At 63.3% G+C, this 18539-nt stretch carries 15 protein-coding genes; 4 read left to right on the forward strand and 11 right to left on the reverse strand.

The annotated features are described in order from the left end of the window. Nucleotides 1-46 precede the first annotated feature (46 nt). Both M1D89_RS03725 and M1D89_RS03730 read right to left on the reverse strand, forming a co-directional pair. Complete coding sequence (locus M1D89_RS03725; RefSeq protein ID WP_498648153.1) at nucleotides 47-1192, reverse strand: FG-GAP-like repeat-containing protein; 1146 nt, start codon at nucleotides 1190-1192, stop codon at nucleotides 47-49. Nucleotides 1193-1243: 51 nt separating this feature from the next. After that, on the reverse strand, nucleotides 1244-2371 hold the full coding sequence (locus tag M1D89_RS03730) for an FG-GAP repeat domain-containing protein (protein ID WP_498648156.1): 1128 nt from the start codon (nucleotides 2369-2371) through the stop codon (nucleotides 1244-1246). A 205-nt stretch (nucleotides 2372-2576) separates the two neighbouring features. Here M1D89_RS03730 and M1D89_RS03735 point away from each other — a divergent pair, with 205 nt between their 5' ends. The 3 genes from M1D89_RS03735 to M1D89_RS03745 all read left to right on the forward strand — a co-directional run bounded on the left by M1D89_RS03735 (nucleotide 2577) and on the right by M1D89_RS03745 (nucleotide 5281). Continuing rightward, nucleotides 2577-3188 carry a TetR/AcrR family transcriptional regulator gene (locus M1D89_RS03735; RefSeq protein ID WP_498648159.1) on the forward strand — a complete coding sequence of 204 codons (612 nt, stop codon included), beginning with the start codon at nucleotides 2577-2579 and terminating at the stop codon, nucleotides 3186-3188. A 276-nt stretch (nucleotides 3189-3464) separates the two neighbouring features. After that, nucleotides 3465-4655, forward strand: a complete 1191-nt coding sequence (locus M1D89_RS03740; RefSeq protein ID WP_498648161.1) for an NAD(P)-dependent malic enzyme — start codon at nucleotides 3465-3467, stop codon at nucleotides 4653-4655. Between the two features lie 122 nt (nucleotides 4656-4777). Further along, nucleotides 4778-5281 (forward strand): DUF456 domain-containing protein, encoded by a 504-nt coding sequence (locus M1D89_RS03745; RefSeq protein ID WP_498648163.1) that lies wholly within the window; start codon nucleotides 4778-4780, stop codon nucleotides 5279-5281. Between the two features lie 86 nt (nucleotides 5282-5367). Here the strand turns inward: M1D89_RS03745 and M1D89_RS03750 are convergent, their stop codons facing one another. Together M1D89_RS03750 and M1D89_RS03755 are read right to left on the reverse strand one after the other, a co-directional pair. Beyond that, nucleotides 5368-6315, reverse strand: coding sequence for a polysaccharide deacetylase family protein (locus M1D89_RS03750; RefSeq protein ID WP_498648166.1), 948 nt, complete (start codon nucleotides 6313-6315; stop codon nucleotides 5368-5370). Further along, entirely contained in the window at nucleotides 6312-7892 is a 1581-nt protein-coding gene (locus M1D89_RS03755) for a purine-cytosine permease family protein (protein ID WP_498648167.1), read from the reverse strand. The genes M1D89_RS03750 and M1D89_RS03755 overlap by 4 nt, the downstream gene beginning before the upstream one ends. Nucleotides 7893-8000: 108 nt before the next feature. Between M1D89_RS03755 and M1D89_RS03760 the strand changes: the two genes are divergently transcribed. Beyond that, nucleotides 8001-9476, forward strand: a complete 1476-nt coding sequence (locus M1D89_RS03760; protein ID WP_498648170.1) for a PucR family transcriptional regulator — start codon at nucleotides 8001-8003, stop codon at nucleotides 9474-9476. A gap of 91 nt (nucleotides 9477-9567) precedes the next feature. Here M1D89_RS03760 and purU read toward each other — a convergent pair whose 3' ends face one another. Genes purU through glyA form a run of 7 tightly spaced genes read right to left on the reverse strand, consistent with a single transcriptional unit; the run spans nucleotide 9568 to nucleotide 18516 of the window. Then, nucleotides 9568-10467, reverse strand: a complete 900-nt coding sequence (purU, locus tag M1D89_RS03765) for a formyltetrahydrofolate deformylase (protein WP_498648172.1) — start codon at nucleotides 10465-10467, stop codon at nucleotides 9568-9570. 2 nt (nucleotides 10468-10469) lie between these two features. After that, a complete protein-coding gene (locus M1D89_RS03770) occupies nucleotides 10470-11861 on the reverse strand; it encodes an L-serine ammonia-lyase (RefSeq protein WP_498648174.1) in 1392 nt (463 codons plus the stop codon). Then, complete coding sequence (locus M1D89_RS03775; RefSeq protein WP_498648176.1) at nucleotides 11861-12505, reverse strand: sarcosine oxidase subunit gamma; 645 nt, start codon at nucleotides 12503-12505, stop codon at nucleotides 11861-11863. The genes M1D89_RS03770 and M1D89_RS03775 overlap by 1 nt, the downstream gene beginning before the upstream one ends. Continuing rightward, on the reverse strand, nucleotides 12498-15443 hold the full coding sequence (locus M1D89_RS03780; RefSeq protein ID WP_498648177.1) for a sarcosine oxidase subunit alpha family protein: 2946 nt from the start codon (nucleotides 15441-15443) through the stop codon (nucleotides 12498-12500). Before M1D89_RS03780 ends, M1D89_RS03775 begins: the two co-directional genes overlap by 8 nt. Nucleotides 15444-15445: 2 nt before the next feature. Further along, a complete protein-coding gene (locus M1D89_RS03785; RefSeq protein WP_498648178.1) occupies nucleotides 15446-15883 on the reverse strand; it encodes a sarcosine oxidase subunit delta in 438 nt (145 codons plus the stop codon). Between the two features lie 21 nt (nucleotides 15884-15904). Continuing rightward, a complete protein-coding gene (locus M1D89_RS03790) occupies nucleotides 15905-17125 on the reverse strand; it encodes a sarcosine oxidase subunit beta family protein (protein WP_419202222.1) in 1221 nt (406 codons plus the stop codon). Continuing rightward, complete coding sequence (gene glyA, locus M1D89_RS03795) at nucleotides 17122-18516, reverse strand: serine hydroxymethyltransferase (protein ID WP_498648180.1); 1395 nt, start codon at nucleotides 18514-18516, stop codon at nucleotides 17122-17124. The genes M1D89_RS03790 and glyA overlap by 4 nt, the downstream gene beginning before the upstream one ends. Nucleotides 18517-18539: the final 23 nt, after the last annotated feature.

Raw genomic sequence — 18539 nt, forward strand, 5'->3', positions numbered from 1 at the left:
CAACAAGACGACCTCGACAACAAGACGACCTCGACAATAAGACAACCTAGAACAGGTCCGTGAACCCGCCCCAGCCCCAGCCCACCACTTCAGCGCCAGCCCAGCCGGCGTTGCCGTTGCCGTAATAGGCGCGCAGTTGGCCTGAGCCGTCAACAGCAAAGACGTCGAGGCTGCCGTCGGCGTTGATATCGCCGGCACTGCCGATCTTGCTCATGCCGTTCCAGCCTTGGCCAACAACTGTCATGCCGTTCCAGCCACCGGTGCCGTTTCCGCTGTAGAGCCTCAGGTAGCCGGAAGCATCGCGAGCCAGGACGTCAACGTTCGTGTCGCCGTCGAAGTCGCCGGGGGTGATGATCGCGTTCAGGGCGTTCCAGCCTTGGCCCGCTACAGACCTGGGCAGCCATCCGCCCTCCCCGTCGCCGGGGTAGAGGTAGAGGATTCCGTTGGCGTCGCGGGCCAGGATGTCGTTGGTGCCATCGCTGTTGAAGTCCCCGGGGGCAACCAGCGACGTGAAGATGTTCCATCCGGTACCGACTTTCCGGGGACCGTTCCAGCCCCCTGAGCCATCACCGCTGTACAGGTAAAGGCCGCCGGCCGAGTCCCTGCCCAGGACGTCATTGCTGCCGTCGCCGTCAAAGTCACCGGGGGAGAGCACTGTGGGGAAGATGTTCCAGCCGGCGCCGACGGTCCGTGCCGGCTCCCAGCTGTTGAATACGCGCGGGTACATCACCAAGGCGCCATCGGTGCGGCGGGCGAGCAACTCGAACGCGCCGCGACTCGTAAAGCCGTTGGGGCGGTTCGAGGCAGAAATCGGTGCAGTTTCTTCGCTGGCAACTTCCAGGCCCTCGCAGGGATGGTTTGCCACGAGGTGTGCTGCGATGGTTTTGCCGCGGTCTTCTTCGCCGAGGAGGTAATGGGGCCAAGTGGTGTGGTCGGCCGCCAACTCGCCGTCGCGAGTCCAGTAGATGCGCGTATCCGGCCCGGAGGCCTGGGCGCAGCCCTTATAGGCCATAGGGTCCCACGAAACTGTCAGCGTGGAACCAACATAGGGAGCGCCGGTAATTACTGGAGGGTCAGGGTCCATGGTGGCCATGGCGGGAGCGGGGGCAAGTACTATTGCCGCAAAGATCGCAGCCACTACTCCGGCAATTGCCCGGCGCACGCCGGACGTAGGGCGTGATGAAGCAAACATTGTGTCCTCCCCAGACTTTATGCGGTTAATGGTACCGCGTCTGGGATTTTCCTAGAAGACTGCTGTGAACCACCCAAAGCCCGCGCCCACAATCTCGGAACCCTTCCAGCCGGTCCTTCCGTCGCTGTAATAGGCAAGCAAACGGCCTTGCTGGTCCACCCCGTAAACATCGGGGAAGCCATCGCGATTGAAGTCACCGGCGCTGCCAACGAACCTGAGTGCATTCCAACCGACGCCGATCATCCACGACCGTGACCAGCCGCCTGCACCGTTGCCCCCGTAAAAGAACAGGTACCCGCTGCGGTCGCGCGCCAGGATGTCCACATTGCCGTCGCCATTGAAGTCGCCGGGGGTTGCCAATGCGTCCATAACGTTCCAGCCGGTTCCGACGGCGGTTCGAGCCAACCATCCGCCGGCACCATTGCCCGGGTAGAGGTAAAGGGCGCCGCCGGGTTCTCTCGCCAGGACGTCGTTGTGGCCATCGCCGTTGAAGTCACCAGGGCTGATGATGGAGTCGAACACGTTCCATCCATTGCCGATTGACTTGGCCGGTTTCCATCCCCCGGCCCCGTCTCCGCCGAAGAGATAGAGCCCGCCGACGGAGTCGCGCACGATCACGTCGCTTTTGCCATCGCTGTCGAAGTCGCCGGGGGAGAATGCCGTGTTGAAGATGTTGAAGCCATATCCCACTGTTCGGGCAGGGTCCCAGGCGTTGCCATTTCGCCCGTAAAGCAATAGCGAGCCGTCATTGGCGCGGGTTAATAGTTCGAAGCTGCGTCCCGTGAAACCTGCCGCCCGGTTCACCGCGCCAACAGGCTTGGTTTCGTTGCTGTGCAGGGATTCTCCGCCGCAGGCCGTTCTGCTGGCCGTGACATGGGCGGCCATCCGGGCGCCTGTGTCATCAGGTTCAAGGAGGTAGCTCCGGGTCGTTTCGCCGGCCACGAGGAAGCCATCCCGGGTCCAGTACACCGTGAAGTCCGGGCCTTTGCCTCCGCCGCAGCCATAAAAAGTGTAGGGACCTATGTCAGCGGTCAGCTTCTTGCCCACAAATGCTTCACCGTTGAGTACGGGGTCCGGTCCGCTGCTGGGCGCGGCCGACGCCGGTAGGGGACTAAGTGCCATGGCCGCCGCAGCGGCGGTCAGCAGCGCCGCGGCAATCCGACGTCGTAATGTCCCCATGTGTGTTCCTCCCGGTGCGCCATCCAAACCTGCATGAAGTTTATGTGTCTGCGGGGTAGATGGCCGGGAACGGCATGGCTCCGGGGCGCAAAGGGAGCTCTCAGGAAACGGTCATTTTGCTCCCGTATCATTGATGCGATCGGCCAGCCGCGGTCCTTGACCCAGCCGGCCGTTTCCTTGTCAGCCTGCCAAGAGATCGCCGGAAATGCCCGCATCAAACTCACTGGAACCCTACTCCCTTGACCTGACCACGGGGCTGCCCCGTATGGCTGCCGCACCCACCACGCCGCGGCAGCAGCTGCGCTATGCCCGCATCCTGAAGACGGCCGAAGGATTTGCCCAGCGGCAGTTCGATACCTTGAGCTTGTCTGACGTTGCGGCCCGCGCTGATATTCCACTTGGTACGCTCTACCGCTACTTTCCCTCCACGGCCCACCTCATGCTGGCCGTCTATCGGCAGCAATTGCGGGAACTCCGCGACGGCGTCCGGCTGCGGGAAGGCAAAGGCCATGCCCTTGCGGGTTTGATGATGGAAATCTTCCATCTGCGGGTCATGCAGCCCGGCGTGGAACACTGCCTCATCAGGCCTGCGGGCAAGGATGATGACACGGCCCAGCTACTGCGGGAAATTGATGCCCTGTCCGAGGAAGTGGTTGGTTCGCTGAGCAGGGACCCCGGGAAGGACTCCGTCAGGGCCCGGATTTTGTTGCACCTGGTAAGCGGGTTGGTGCAAGCGGTCCGTTGTCGCAGGCTCTCTTTGTTTGAGGCCGAGAAGGATCTCAAGAAAGCGTGCACGCTCCTCACTGGCGAGGAGTAAACCTGCGGCTGGTCTAGACCGGCAAGGCCTAAGAACACGTTTTTTGGAATGACGTAGATCACATTCATCGTTGGTTGAACGTTTTACTCTCGAATCGTCTCTCTTGGTATTGAATCTTGTACCCTCAACGCTTCCCTAGGCTGGGAACACCGAAGCGGCTAGCAGCCCCCTATCTGCAGAAGCAATGCCGGACCAGTCACCCTTGGTCCGCACCAGCAGTTCTGTTCCTGCCCGAATCATGCCGTGGGTCCACGGCTAGCCTGAGGAGACAAAGACGTGTCCATTGAGACAATTGCAACTGATAACGACGCCTTGGTACTGAGCGAAGAAGAGATCTTCGCCGCACACGAGGGCGGCAAGCTGACCATTTCCAGCACCGTTCCGCTCAATAACAAGCGCGACCTTTCCATCGCATACACCCCGGGCGTCGCCCAGGTCAGCCGCGCAATCCACGCCAACCCCGAACTTGCCCGCACGCACACCTGGGCTGAACGCCTGGTTGTTGTGGTCAGCGATGGCACCGCTGTTCTGGGTCTTGGCAACATTGGCCCCAGCGCCTCCTTGCCGGTAATGGAGGGCAAGTCGGCCCTGTTCAAGTCCTTCGGCGACCTCGACTCCATCCCGCTGGTGCTCAACACCACCGACGTGGACGAGATCATCGAGACCCTGGTCCGTCTCCGCCCGAGCTTCGGCGCCGTGAATCTTGAGGACATCTCGGCTCCGCGCTGCTTCGAACTCGAAGAGCGCCTCATCGAAGCCTTGGACTGCCCGGTCATGCACGACGACCAGCACGGTACCGCCGTGGTGGTTCTTGCAGCACTGACCAACGCCGCCAAGGTGACCCAGCGCGAACTCTCCGGCCTCAAAGTTGTTGTTTCCGGCGCAGGTGCCGCAGGTATTGCCATTGCCGAGATTCTTCTTGCCGTTGGCATCGAGGATGTCATCCTGCTCGACTCCAAGGGCGTGGTCAATGCTGACCGTGCCGACCTCGTGGCTGATCCCGGCAGCGTCAAGGCCCGCATGGCCCAGCGGACCAACCCGCGCGGCATCACCGGTGGTCCGGGTGAAGGTCTGACGGGAGCCGACGTTTTTGTAGGCGTCTCCTCCTCCAAGTTGGACGAAGAACACCTGAAGCTCATGAACGACCAGTCAATCGTGTTCGCCCTGTCCAACCCGGACCCGGAAGTCCTTCCCGAGGTTGCCCAGAAGTATGCAGCAGTAGTTGCCACCGGCCGCAGCGACTTCCCGAACCAGATCAACAACGTGCTGGCCTTCCCCGGCATCTTCCGCGGCGCACTCGACGCCAAGGCCCGCCGCATCACGCCGGCTATGAAGATCGCCGCAGCCAACGCCATCGCCGAACTGGCCGCAGAAGACCTCTCGGCGGACTACATCGTGCCGAGCCCACTGGACGCCCGAGTGGCGCCGGCCGTCACCGCGGCAGTCGCTGCCGCCGTGGCTGAATAGCGGTTACCGACGTAGAACCGACGACGGCGACGCTTCCCCTGCTGGGGAGCGTCGCCGTCGTTTGTAGTTAAGCGGGTCTGGCTGCGCCGTTGGCTGGCCAAGCGGCCCATAGACTTGGGGCCATGAATGCCGAACTTATCGTGACCATCCTGTGCGGCCTGGCCATTGCGGTAGGTGTCGCCGGAACCATCATTCCCGTGCTGCCCGGGAGCATCCTCATTGGCGCGAGCCTGCTGGCTTGGGCCATCTGGGGAGGTGCCGGTCCGCTCGGCTGGGTGATCTTCGCCGTCGGAATGGTGTTCGTGGTGGCGGGAATGGCGGCCAGTGCTGTACTCACCGGACGGAAACTGAAGCAGCACGGTATCCCCAACAGGTCCGTGCTGATTGGCGTGATCCTGGGTGTTGTGGGAATGTTCGTCATTCCCGTGGTGGGGCTCTTTGTTGGGTTCGCCGTCGGACTTCTCCTCAGTGAAGTCCAGCGGACCCGTGACTTCCGTACAGCTGTGCGTTCGAGCGGCGCTGCCCTGAAAGCGACCGGCATCGGCATCCTGGTGGAGTTCGGACTCGCCTGTGCCGCTGCCAGTACGTGGATCATCGGCGTCTGGATCAACGCCGTGAACGGCTAGGCCCCCTAAAAACCTGCGTCGAGATGGCACTTCACCCCCATGTTGCGGTTCAACATGGGGGTGAGCTGCCATCTCGGCGGAAGAAATTAGTGGTGCGCGGGGACGTGGACCTGCGCGGGGCGGAAGCTTGCGCCGGCTCCCGGGAACAGTGGAACCGCGATTCGCGCGTGGGTGTGGATTTCCTGCACGGTGTCCTTGGTGTGCTGAGCTATGTCAGCCAGCGTGGTGACCCACATGCCGTCCAAGTCCTTGACCCTCTCGATCAGCTGCTCCAAGGCAACGGCACGGGACGGACGACCTGAAATGAACGGGTGATTGGTCAGGACGAAGCAGCTTCCCTGGGAATGGTGCGCTTGGGCTTCAAGGGTCCACATTTCCAGCGCCTTGGCCGGACTCTCGATGACCCCGCTGCCGGTGACTCCCGGGTAGAACCCGTACTGCTCCCAGTCATCCAATGCCCAGTCCACGGGGATCTCCACGATGTCCCGGGAATCGCCTTCGGCTATGGACATGCGGTAGGGGGCGTCGCCGTCGAGCAGGCTTGAATCATAAAGGAAGCCACGGTCCGCAAGGAGTGCGGGCGACTGCCAGTTCAACTCCCACCAAGGTGCCCGATAACCAACCGGTCGGATCCCCGCAACGTTGGCCAGGGCTTCGAGTCCCCGGTCCAGGTAACTGGCCTCGGTTGCGGCGTCGATGCCCTGCATGGGCTCGTGAAGGTAACCGTGATGGGCGATTTCGTGCCCGCCATCAGCGATCCTGCGGACGACGTCCGGGTAGCTTTCCGCCGTGAAACCCGGAATGAAGAACGTTGCCTTGACATCCTGACGGTCCAGGATCTGAAGCAGACGCGGCACCGCGATCTTGGGCCCGTACGACTGGTGGCTCATGAGGGACATTCGCCTGGTGCTGGAAGGATCGTGCGCGATGGTGCAGGACTCTGCATCGACGTCGAAAGTGAAGGACGCTGCTGCCTGGTAGCCCTGTGGCCACGTGATCGTGTGGAGCGGATCAGCGAAAGCGGGCTGGTTCATGCTGTGGTCCTTTCGGGAACTACGGGAGTGGGTGCGGCCGGCTGCGTGACTGAGACGTGGTTCGAGTCCGCTAGGAGGTATTTCTTGTGTGCCCGCGGGCCGAGGACTGCGTAACTCGCAGCGCTGGTTAGGCCACCGGCCAGCCAGGAGAGGTCCCAGCCGCCGAGGGCCACGGCGACGGGGCCTTGCATGGCAGGAACCAGTCCGTACATGAACAGCCAGGTGGAAAAGATGCCCACCAGGAGGGACACGATTCCGGCCCAGTTGATGACGGGCAGGCGGTGCGTTCCTACGGCATCGAAGAGCCGATCAACCTTTGCGGGCCAGCGCTTTTCGAGCCAGAAATAGTGCACCAGCATGACGCCACCCCAAGCGGCCACCCAGGCGACCAAGCCGATAAGCCAGGCGTCGAGCACTGCGGCGAAGTCCTCTTGGAAGATGAAGAACACGACGGCGATGAGCGAGAAGACGCCCACGAACAGGTTGAGTTTGCGGCGGCTGATCTTGATGTCCAAAGCCTGGGTGGCCACGGAGAAGGTGTAGATGTTCAGGATGTTGGTAGCGATGGGGCCGTGCAGCACCATGAGCAGGACGGGGAGGGCCAGGACGCCGAAGTTTTGGACGATCAGCTTGCCGGGGTCGATCTCGCCGCTGTTCGTAGCGAGGCTTGCGCCAAGGACGCCCAGCCACACTACGGGGATGAACTGGCCGAGGACCGAGGCGAGGTAAACCCTGCGCTTGGGAACCGAGGTGCTGACGAAGCGGGAGTAGTCGGCTGCGTACGTGAACCACGTGATGCCCCAGCCGATACCGATGGCGGTCATCACTGCGCTCATGGCTGCAATACGCTCGGACCCCTCGAGGATGTTGCCGGCGGGCCCGGCATAGCCCCAGTCGATCTTCATACCGAACCATGCCACGCAAGACATGACGGCCAGGATGATGATGGTGGGCGGGACCGTCCACTTCTCAAAGGCCGCAATGGCCTTGTAACCGAACCAGGCGATGGCGACCTGCGCCGCCATGATGGCCGTGGCAACGCCGATCTTCCAGCCGTAGTTTTGGGCTTCGGGGTCCACCCAACCAAGGGTTCCGAAGAGCGCCATCACCAGGTCCAGGATGATCCACGTGTTGACGGCACACCAGCCGATCACCAGGAGCGCCTGAATGGCGGCGGGAAGGTAATTGCCGCGACGGCCGAAAGCGGCGCGGGCCAGCACCATGCCCGTGGCACCGGTCTTCTGGCCAAGGAGAACAAAGCAGCCGAACAGCAGCATGCCGATCAGGTTTCCCAGGACCAGGACGATCACTGTGTCTGCGAAGCCAAGGCCGAGGTGGATGCCAAGGGCGCCGAGCACCCAGTTGATGGGTGCGAGGTTGGCGCCCGCCCAGATCCAGAATTGTCCGGAAACTTTGTGGGTTCGGTCTGCCTCGGGGATGGGCTGGAGCCAGGCTTCGCTGTCATGCCCCGGCGCCGTTGCCGGATCTGACTGCAATGAACCTGATTGCGATGAACTTGAAGGTGCTGAGCCTGAATGCCCTGGACTTGAAGGCGCAGGGGAGAGGTTGTCTTGCATGGGGAGAGCCTCCGTGTGTGAAAGGGACTCTTTCAGCGTATGTGCCCCGGATCACAGCAACAAGATACGATGTGTATAAGCAAATCCTCAACCACCATACGGAGTGTCATGTCCATCGCCTTAGGTGCGGCTTTGGAGTACCAAAGCCTCAAATCTGCCGAACCCCGGTTCGTTAATGATGTGCCGGAAGCACCTAACCGACCGGTCCGTTGGGTGCACTCCAGTGAGGTATTGGACATCGCACCGCTCCTCAGCGGCGGCGAGCTGTTGCTGAGTGGCGGCCAGGCGCTCGCCGGCATCACTGCAGAGCGGCAAGCCGAGTACGTCCGTGAACTGGCAGCGCGGGGGATCGCTGCGTTGGCCCTGGAGACCGGTCCGGCACTGCCTGAAGTTCCGGAGAGCATGCTGAAAGTTGCCGAGGCTGCGGGGTTGCCGGTGATCGAGCTGCGCCACGTGGTCCCGTTCGTTGGAGTCATGCAGGAGATCAATTCGCTCTTGGTGAGCGAATCCGTGGAGCACCTTCAGCGAGGTGACCAGGCCAGCCATGCGATGGCCGCTGAACTTGCCCACGGCGGCGGGATCGACCAACTCCTGGCTGTCTTATCCGAAAGGACAGGTGCCAGCGCCAGGCTCGTCTCGCCGTCGGGCCTCACCCTCGGCGCCGCCGGATCCTTCGACGACGCCGGCAGCGTCACCACGGTGGATGTGCCTGTGCGCGGCGTCCTTGCCGCGCGACTTGAACTGCACATGCCCGACGACGGCGATGGCAGCCTCGCGCGGGTGGCGGGCGAACGTTCCGTGGACATCCTCGGGCTGGCGTTGCTGCAACGCATGCCGCCCGGGCTGAAGGAGCTCGCGGGTATCGAGCTCATGCGTGCCATCAATTTCGGGAGCCAGCCGTGGCAGCTGCAACAACTCGGACCGGCGTCGGGATTCCCGGTCAAGGGCGCGGTGGCGGCGGTAGTGATTCGGTCAACCGGTGCCGGGCAGCTTCGTCCGGCAGTGGACGCACTGCTTCGTGAATGTGTGCCTCACAGCGCAAGCTACGCCAACAATGCTGAACTGATCGCACTCGCGTCGTTGGTCGGAGGGGCGGCGGGGAATGGGGCGGGCACCCGCCGGGCACTGATGGATGCACTGCGTCAGCTGGACGTGCCGGCCGGATCCTTGGTGGCGGTCGGACCTTTAGGCAGGGGAATCGGTGAGGCGCCGTGGTCTTTGGCTGAGGCGCGTCGTGTACTGGATTTGCCCTGGGCCGGCGGCGGTGTTGTGGACGCTGACACACTGGCCGTGGAGCTCCTTGCCCAAGAGTCTTTGGACGCCGCCACCCGCGAGGTGTTCGTACACCGGCAGGTGGGTGCCGTCGTCGAGCACGATCGCCTGAAGAAGTCCGAACTGATGCGGACCCTGGCCGTCTGGCTGGATACAGGGTGCAACACTGCCCAGGCTGCGCGGGAACTGCACTTGGAGCGGCAGTCGCTACATCACCGGCTCCAACGGATTTTTGAACTGTGTGGCGGAGATCCACGGGGAACCGGCAGGCTGGCAGCGCTGCATCTGGCAACGCGGCTCGCCCGATTGTAGGTCCTTAAACGCCATTTCGATGGTTCCCTGCACACGCCGCCGTTCGCACAGCATCTGCGCAGGGAACCATCGAAATGGGTGCTTGCAGGGCCTACTTCAGCACGATCGTCCTGTTCCCATTCAGGATGATCCGCCCCTCGCAGTGCCAGCGAACGGCGTTGCTGAGGGCCTTGCATTCGGTGTCCCGGCCGGCGGCTACGAGATCGTCCGGCCCGAACGTGTGGTCCACTTCCACTACCTGCTGGGCGATGATGGGACCTTCGTCCAACTCGCCGTTCACGTAGTGGGCGGTGGCGCCCACAGTTTTTACTCCACGCGCGTATGCCTGGTGGTAGGGCTTGGCACCCTTGAAGCTAGGCAGGAACGAGTGATGGATGTTGATGGCGCGGCCGTCCAGCTTGCGGGCCAGATCGTCGCTGAGGACCTGCATGTATCGGGCCAGGACAATGAGTTCCACGTCCAGTTCGTCGATGATCTCCAGCAGGCGTCCCTCAGCCGCGGGCTTGGTGGCAGCGGTGACAGGGACGTGGAAGAACGGAATTCCGTGCCACTCCGCCAAACCCTGGTGGTCCGTGTGATTGGAAACCACGCCCACCACATCGATGGGAAGCTCTCCGATCCGTGCGCGGAACAGGAGGTCATTCAGGCAGTGCCCGAACTTGGAGACCATGATCAGCACGCGTCGCTTGTAGCCCTGTTGCTCCAGTTGCCAGTTCATGCCGTACTTCTCGCCAACTGGAGAGAAAGCGTCCCGCAGCTTATCCACCGTGGAGGTGTCGCCGTCGGACGCGAAGTGCACCCGCATGAAGAAGTGGCCTTCGGCGCGATCACCGAACTGCTTGTTGTCGATGATGTCGCAGCCGTGTTCCAGCAGGAAGCCGGACACAGCGTGCACAATTCCGGGACCCTCGGGACAGTCGAGGGTGAGCACGTGCTCCACCGTGGTCTCAGGAGAGGAAACGGCGGTTGTTTCAGTTTGGATGGCAGTCATGGCTAGCACTCCACTACGTTGACGGCGAGGCCTCCACGGGAGGTCTCCTTGTATTTGGATTTCATGTCAGCGCCTGTCTCGCGCATGGTCTTGATGGCTTTGTCCAGGGAAACCTTGTGGCTGCCATCGCCATGAAGGGCAAGGCGGGCGGCGTTGATGGCCTTGACGCTGGCGATCGCGTTGCGCTCGATGCAGGGGATCTGCACCAGTCCGCCCACGGGATCGCAAGTGAGGCCGAGGTTGTGTTCGATGCCCACTTCGGCGGCATTTTCCACTTGCCCGGGCGTTCCACCGAGGACTTCGCAGAGGCCGGCGGCGGCCATGGAGCAGGCGGAACCCACCTCACCTTGGCAGCCCACCTCGGCGCCTGAAATGGACGCGTTGATTTTGAACAGGATTCCGACGGCGGCCGCCGCCAGTAGGAAGCGCACGACACCGTCGTCGTTGGCTCCCGGAACAAACTTTGTGTAATAGTGCAGCACTGCCGGGACAATTCCGGCGGCACCATTGGTTGGCGCGGTGACGATCCTGCCGCCCGCGGCATTCTCCTCGTTGACAGCCAACGCGAACAGGTTGACCCATTCCATGGCGAGGAAAGGGTCCGCTGAGGACTCGCCGTTCAGCTCGGCGTCGGTCACGGAGAGCTTCTTGAACAACGACGGCGCCCGTCGCGTTACATTGAGCCCTCCCGGCAGGATTCCCTCCGCAGAGCAGCCGTTGTTCACGCACTCCTGCATGACAGCCCAGATGCCCAGGAGCCGTTCGCGGAGCTCCTCCTCGGAACGCCAAACGAGTTCGTTGGCCAGCATGATGTCCGAGATCGACTTGCCTTCCCGGAGGCAGATGGCCAGCAGCTCGTCGGCAGTGGTGAAGGGGTAGGGCAGGACGGTGTCATCGGCTACCACTTTGTCGGCTCCGGAGACGTCCCCGTCCACTACGAAGCCGCCCCCAATGGAGTAGTAGCTGCGTTCCCGCAGTACGCTGCCCGTGTGGTCCAGCGCGCGGAACGTCATGCCGTTGGGGTGTGCCGGAAGCGACTTGCGGCGGTGGAGGACCACGTCCTCGTCCCAGTTGAAGTCCACCCGGTGGTCGCCGCCCAAGCGAAGTTCGGCGTCGAGGGCTGCGGCCGCCACTTGGTCATCAGCCGTTTTGGTATCGACGGTTTCGGGTGAGTGGCCCTGCAGCCCCAGCACCACGGCTTTGTCGGAGCCGTGGCCCCGGCCGGTGGCGCCCAGGGAGCCGAAGAGCTCAGCCTGGACGCGCACCGTGGCCGGAAGCTGGCCGGACGATTCAAGACCGTCCGTGAACTGCTTTGCCGCCCGCATCGGACCGACCGTGTGTGAAGACGACGGCCCGATGCCAACAGAAAACAGATCAAGCACACTCAGTGCCATTAGGGGACCTCTGGGGAGGCGTACTCCCGCATGGCGTCGAGGAGCCAGCGTCCCAGGAAGTCGGCAAACGAGGCCCGGGGAAAGATCCGGTAGGACTCGTCCGAGGTCTTCCAGAGCATCACCGGGATGTGCGCGAGCTCCGTGGAGACAGCGGTGCCGGCCTTGAAGACGCGAGGGTGTAAGTCCAGTGCGCAAGTCTTCTCCAGCACTGCGCGGGCGTGGCTGCCGGAGAGCTCGAACGTGGTGCGGTTGGCAGACAAGTCCACTACCTGGCCGGCGTCGTTGCCCAGTGCCGTGGTCAGATCGCTGACCAGGGATCCGCCCAGGGAATCGTGAGCTTCCTCCGGTGCGGCCACCAGGAACTCAGTGGGGCCAAGCCACAGTGTGTTCACCGAGCCGCTGCCCGTCACGTCACCGCAAGTGGCAGGCAAGCCGCCGGTTACGGACGCAACCCGGGCGCCGGCGTCGGACGCTGGGTGAACCCTGATCCCCACCATGGTCTGGTACGGAATTTCGGTGAGCGTCACCGTGCCCGGCACGGAGCCGGAGGTGAAGGCGTCAGCCAGGTGTTCGGCCGGGCTGCGGCGGGCACCCCGAACGCGGTTGACGTGTGCGGTTTCTGCTGGTGTTGCTGTTTCAGCCATCTTTGCGGGTCCCTTCAGCATCGAAAAGTACGGTTTCGCCAACAACCACGTCCACCAATTGGTCTCCCAGTGAGGCCACCAGGGTCTCGCCGATGCGGTTGCGGCCGTTTTGAATGAGTGCCAGGGCGAAGGAACGGCCCAACGCGGCGCTGTGATAGCTGGAGGTCACGAAGCCCTCCATGGGAACGGGTCCGTGAGCCGGGTTGACCGGAATGCCCTTTTCCACGAGCTGCGTGCCTTCCGGCAACCTCAGCTTGTGGTCCACGGGAAGGACGCTGACCAAGTGCTTGCGGTCCTCTCGGCTTGCGTCTTCGCGGAGGTAGGAGCGCTTGCCGATGAAGTCCTTGGCCTTGGAGACAATCCAGTCCATGCCGGCATCCTGCGGGGTGACCGTGCCATCGGTGTCCTGCCCGACAATCGGGTAGCCCTTCTCGGCGCGGAGAACGTGCATGGTTTCGGTGCCGTAAGGGGTGATGTTGAACTCTGCACCTGCGGCAGCGACCGCTTCCCAGGTGTTGAGTCCATACCAGGACGGGATGTTGATTTCGTAGGCCAGTTCGCCGGAGAAGGAGATGCGGCAAACACGTGCCTGCACTCCTGAAGCCAGCGTGGTCTCGCGGAACGTCATGAACGGGAAGGCTTCTGCGTCCAGGCCACCGTTTTCGGCGAGCTGGGGAGCAACCTTGGCGATCACGGCGCGAGACTTCGGGCCGACGACGGCGATGGTGCTCCACTGTTCCGTGACGGACGTGCAGACCACATCGAGTTCCGGCCACTCCGTCTGGTGCCACTCTTCCAACCAGTCCAGCACCTTGGCTGCGCCGCCGGTGGTGGTGGTCATGAAGTAGCGGTCGTCGTCCAAACGGAGGGTCACGCCGTCGTCGAAGATCATGCCGTCCAGGGTGCACATGACACCGTAGCGGGCGGACCCCGGCGCGAGCTTCTTGAAGGCGTTGGTGTACACGCGGTTCAGGAATTCGCCGGCGTCCTTGCCACGGATCTCGATCTTGCCGAGCGTGGTTGCATCCATGAAGCCCACGGAATCGCGGACCGCTGCGCACTCGCGCAGGACTGCCGTGTCCATGTCTTCCCCGGCCTGCGGGTAGTACCAAGGGCGCTTCCACTGTCCAACATCTTCGAACAGTGCGCCCTGGGCAACGTGCCACGGGTGGATGGAGGTCACGCGGGCGGGATCGAACAGTTCGCCACGCTGGCGGCCAGCCAAAGCGGCGAAGGCCACAGGCGTGAACGGAGCACGGTAAGCGGTGGTTCCGATCTCACCGACGCCCGGAATGTTCTCGGCTCCACCGAACTTCAGCGCTGCGGCGATGACGCCGATCGCGTTGACGCCCGACGTCTTGCCCTGATCATTGGCCGTGCTGATGGAGGTGTACCGCTTGACGTGTTCTACGGACCGCATGCCCGCTCCGGTGGAGCGGAGGACATCGGCCACTGACTGATCGCGCTGGAAGTCGACGAAGTGATGGTGCCACTCGCCCGGTTCGCCTGTCTGGCCGGGAACCAGCCAGAGCTGGCGGCTCGGTGCGCTGGCCACGGGTGCCTGTAGCTCTACGGGAGTGGTTGCGGACTCGAAACCAGCCGCGATGGAGGCTGCAGCTCCAGCCGAGATGCCCTCAGCCAGGCAATCCTGCAGTTCGAAGCTGCCACGGCCTGCGCCCACAACGTGCTGGTCCCTGACAGGAGCGGTGGGAATGAACGCTGCGAGCTCATCATCCCAACGCAGCTTGCCCTGGCGCTGGCTGTGGAGGTGAACCACCGGGCTCCAGCCACCGGAAACTGCAAGCAGATCGGCATCCAGCTGCTCGACGCCCGAGGTGAGTTCGCCGTCGTCGCTAATACTGCGGATGGTGACGCCATTCAGGCGGCCGTTCTCGTCTGCGGAAGTGTCAGCCACGGCACTGCCGATGAGGACCCGGATACCGGACTCGACGGCGGCAGCGGCCTTTGCGCTGATCTGCGGACGGGCATCGACGACGGCGGCAACCGCCACGCCTGCTGCCTTCAGGTCCGCGGCAAGAGCGTAAGCGGAGTCGTTGGTGGTGCTGATGACAACGCGTGAACCGGCTGCCACGGCGTAACGGTTCAGGTAGGTGCGCGCGGCCGAGGCGAGCATGATGCCCGGGCGGTCGTTGTTCTCGAACACCAGCGGACGCTCGTGGGCGCCCGGTGCCAGGACAACCTGCTTGGCACGGATGTGCCAAATACGCTGGCGGGAGACACCCGAAGCGGCCGGAACGCTCAAGTGGTCCGTGCGGTTCTGGGCTGCAATGAAGTAGTTCGAGTCATAGGAGCCGAAAGCCGTGGTGCGGTTCAGCACCGTGCATTCGCCTGCGGAAACCAGCTCGGCTTCCACGTCAGCAACCCATTCCAGGGCCGGCTTGCCTTCGATCTGTTCGGCCAATTCCTGGGCGGTGGAACCGGAGAGCAGTGCGCCGCCAAGTTCGGGCTGGTCGTCGATCAGGATGACGCGGGCGCCGGTTCGGACTGCTTCGCGGGCTGCAGCCAGGCCGGCGATACCGCCGCCGACCACCAGGACATCCGTGTGAACGTACTTCTTGTCGTATTCGGCCTTGTCCTCGTTGGGATCGAGTTTGCCCAGCCCGGACAGGAGCTCAATGTTCATGCCGTCCACCAATGACACTGCGGTGGCGGGAAGCATGGACTCGGCGACATGTCCGCGGAAGCGGGGAGCGATCTTGACCAAGGCGTTGGACTCTTCCACGCCGGCGGCCATGATGCCGCGGGGGCGGTCCTCATAGAGGGAGTTGCCGGCGTTGATGTGGCCGTTGGCCAGCAGCGCCGAAGCGATGGTGTCGCCCGGGTGACCAGTGAATTCCTGACCGTCCACGGTGAAGCGCCAAGAGATGCTGCGATCGATGCGTCCGCCGGTGGCGAGGCGTGCGTTCTTGCTGGTCACTTCTAGACTCCTTCCGAGGAGGTGGGTGCTGTGGCGCCTGTTGTTGCGGCGCCGGGTGCGAGGCCTGGTTCGCCGGCTTGGCCGAAGTCCCCGCTTTGGGTGAACTCACCGGGCTGGGCCGGTTCGCTCTTCGGGCTTTCGCCGGTTCCTGCCGCCTTGCTCTTTGCCAGGTCGGGGCGGGGCTGGCCCATCGCGTAGATGGAGTGGATTTCGTAGCTCACGGTGTCGCGGAGCATGTTGAACCACTGGCGGCAGCCGGTGCTGTGGACCCAGCGCTCAGCGAAGGTGCCCTTGGTGTTCTCCCGGTAGAACAGGTACTCAGCCCATTCGCGGTCCGTGAGGTCGTTGGGGTTCTCCGGGTAGGCAATGTGTGCCTGCCCGCCGTAGTGGAATTCGGTTTCGTCGCGTGGCCCGCAGTTGGGGCATGAAATGAGGAGCATGTCTTTCCTGTCCTGTCCTGGCTAGTGGGCCACGGCTGCGGCGCCGTGTTCGTCGATCAAGGCGCCGGTCTCGAAGCGCTCCAGGGCGAAGGGCTTGTTCAGCTTGTGCGGAGCGCCGGTAGCAATGGTGTGTGCGAAAGTCAGGCCCGCTGCCGGGGTGCCCTTGAAGCCGCCGGTTCCCCAACCACAGTTGACGAACATGTTCTCCACAGGGGAGAGTCCGACGATCGGCGAGGCATCCAAAGTGGTGTCCACGATGCCGCCCCAGGTCCGGAGCACGTGTGCCCGGGCGAAGATCGGGAAGAGCTCAACGGCTGCTGCCATCTGCTCCTCGATCACGTGGAACGAACCGCGCTGGCCGTAACCGTTGTAGGAGTCCACGCCGGCGCCCATCACCAGTTCGCCCTTGTGGGCCTGGGAGACGTACACGTGAACGTGGTTGGACATGACCACCGTGGGGTGGACGGGCTCGTGCAGTTCGGACACCAGCGCCTGGAGCGGGTGCGACTGGATGGGCAGGCGGAAGCCGGCCATCTCTGCCAGGACTGAACTGTGGCCGGCGGCGCACAGGCCCACCTTTTCGGTGTTGATGGTTCCGCGGCTGGTCTTGACGCCGGTGACGCGGTTGCCGTCCTTGATGAAGCCGGTGACTTCACAGTTCTGGATGATGTCAACGCCGAGTTCATCGCACTTGCGGGCGAAGGCCCAGGCCACGTGGTCGTGCTTGGCGATGCCTGCACGCGGCTGGTACGTGGCGCCCATAACGGGGTAGCGGATGTTGTCGCTGATGTTCAGGATGGGGCAGAGTTCCTTGACCTGCTGCGGGTCCAGCCACTCAGCGTCCACGCCGTTGAGACGGTTGGCGCCCACACGGCGTACGCTTTCGCGGACATCGCCCAAGGTGTGGGCCAGGTTCATGACGCCACGCTGGCTGAACAGGAAGTCGTATTCCAGCTCTTCCGGCAGGATCTCCCAGAGCTTGAGGGCGTGCTCATAAATGGCGGCGCTCTCGTCCCAGAGGTAGTTGGAACGGATGATGGTGGTGTTGCGGGCCATGTTTCCACCGGCCAGCCAGCCCTTTTCCAGGATGGCGATGTTGGTCATGCCGTGGTTCTTGGCCAGGAAGTAGGCCGTTGCCAGGCCGTGCCCGCCGCCGCCCACAATCACGGCGTCGTAGCTCTTCTTCGGTTCCGGGTTGCGCCAGAGGAAGTCCGGGTGTTCGGGGAGGTGGTCTGCACTCACTGGGCTGCTCCAATCAGTTCTGCTTCGGTTGCGGCGCCATTGCCGTTGTTGAGGTGTGGGTAAAGCGGGTACTTGTCGGCCAGAGCGGTTACGCGGCGTCGGAGTTCGACGGCGGTGGCGTCGTCCAGGGCGACGTCAGCTTCGGTGCCTGCTTCAGTTCCTGCTTGGGTGCCGCCGGCTCTGGTGCCGCTGTTCGCTGCGGCGATCAACGCCGTCGCAATGATGTCCGAGACCTCAGTGAAGTCCTCGGCGCCGAAACCGCGGGCAGCAAGCGCGGGGGTGCCGATGCGCAGACCGGACGAAACCATCGGCGGGCGGGGATCGAAGGGAACGGCGTTGCGGTTGACCGTGATGCCGATGCGGTGCAGGGTGTCCTCGGCCTGCTGGCCGTTGAGGACTGAGTGGCGGAGGTCTGCGAGGACCAGGTGAACGTCTGTTCCGCCGCTGACAACCGAGATGCCGGCAGCAGCTACGTCTTCCTGGAGAAGTCGCTGAGCAAGGATCTTGGAGCCTTCCAGAACGCGGACCTGGCGTTCCTGGAATTCCGGCTCGGCGGCCATCTTGAAGGCTACGGCCTTGGCGGCGATGACGTGCTCCAGCGGACCACCTTGCTGGCCGGGGAAGACGGCGGAGTTAACCTTCTTGGCGATGTCGGCGTCGTTGGTCAGGATCACGCCGCCGCGGGGACCACCGAGGGTCTTGTGTGTTGTGCTGGTGACGATGTGGGCGTGCGGGACCGGGCTCGGGTGCAGTCCAGCTGCAACCAGACCGGCGAAGTGGGCCATGTCCACCATGAGGTAGGCGCCCACCAGGTCCGCAATGCGGCGGAATTCAGCGAAGTCCAGCTGACGGGAGTATGCCGACCAGCCAGCGACGATCAGCTGAGGCTTGCTCTCCAAGGCGAGGCGTTCAACTTCAGCCATGTCCACGGTGTGGGTGTCTTCACGAACGCCGTAAGGAACAACCTTGTACAGCTTGCCGGAGAAGTTGATGCGCATGCCGTGGGTCAGGTGGCCGCCGTGGGCGAGGTTCAGGCCCATGATGGTGTCGCCGGGGGTAATCAGTGCGTGCATGGCCGAGGCGTTGGCCTGGGCTCCGGAGTGGGGCTGGACGTTAGCGAACTCTGCGCCGAACAGGGACTTCAGGCGGTCTATGGCCAGCTGCTCGATCACATCAACGTGTTCACAGCCGCCGTAATAGCGCTTACCCGGGTAGCCTTCGGCGTACTTGTTGGTCAGCACCGATCCCTGGGCTTCCATGACAGCCGTGGGAGCGAAGTTCTCAGAGGCGATCATTTCCAGCGTGGACTGCTGGCGGATGAGTTCCAGGGCGATCGCCTGATCGACCTCCGGGTCCGCCTGTGCTAGCGGGCGGATCAGCGGTTCAACCATGGTGTTCTCCTTCAAAGGCTTGT

It is taken from the genome of Arthrobacter sp. D3-18, assembly GCF_054408525.1.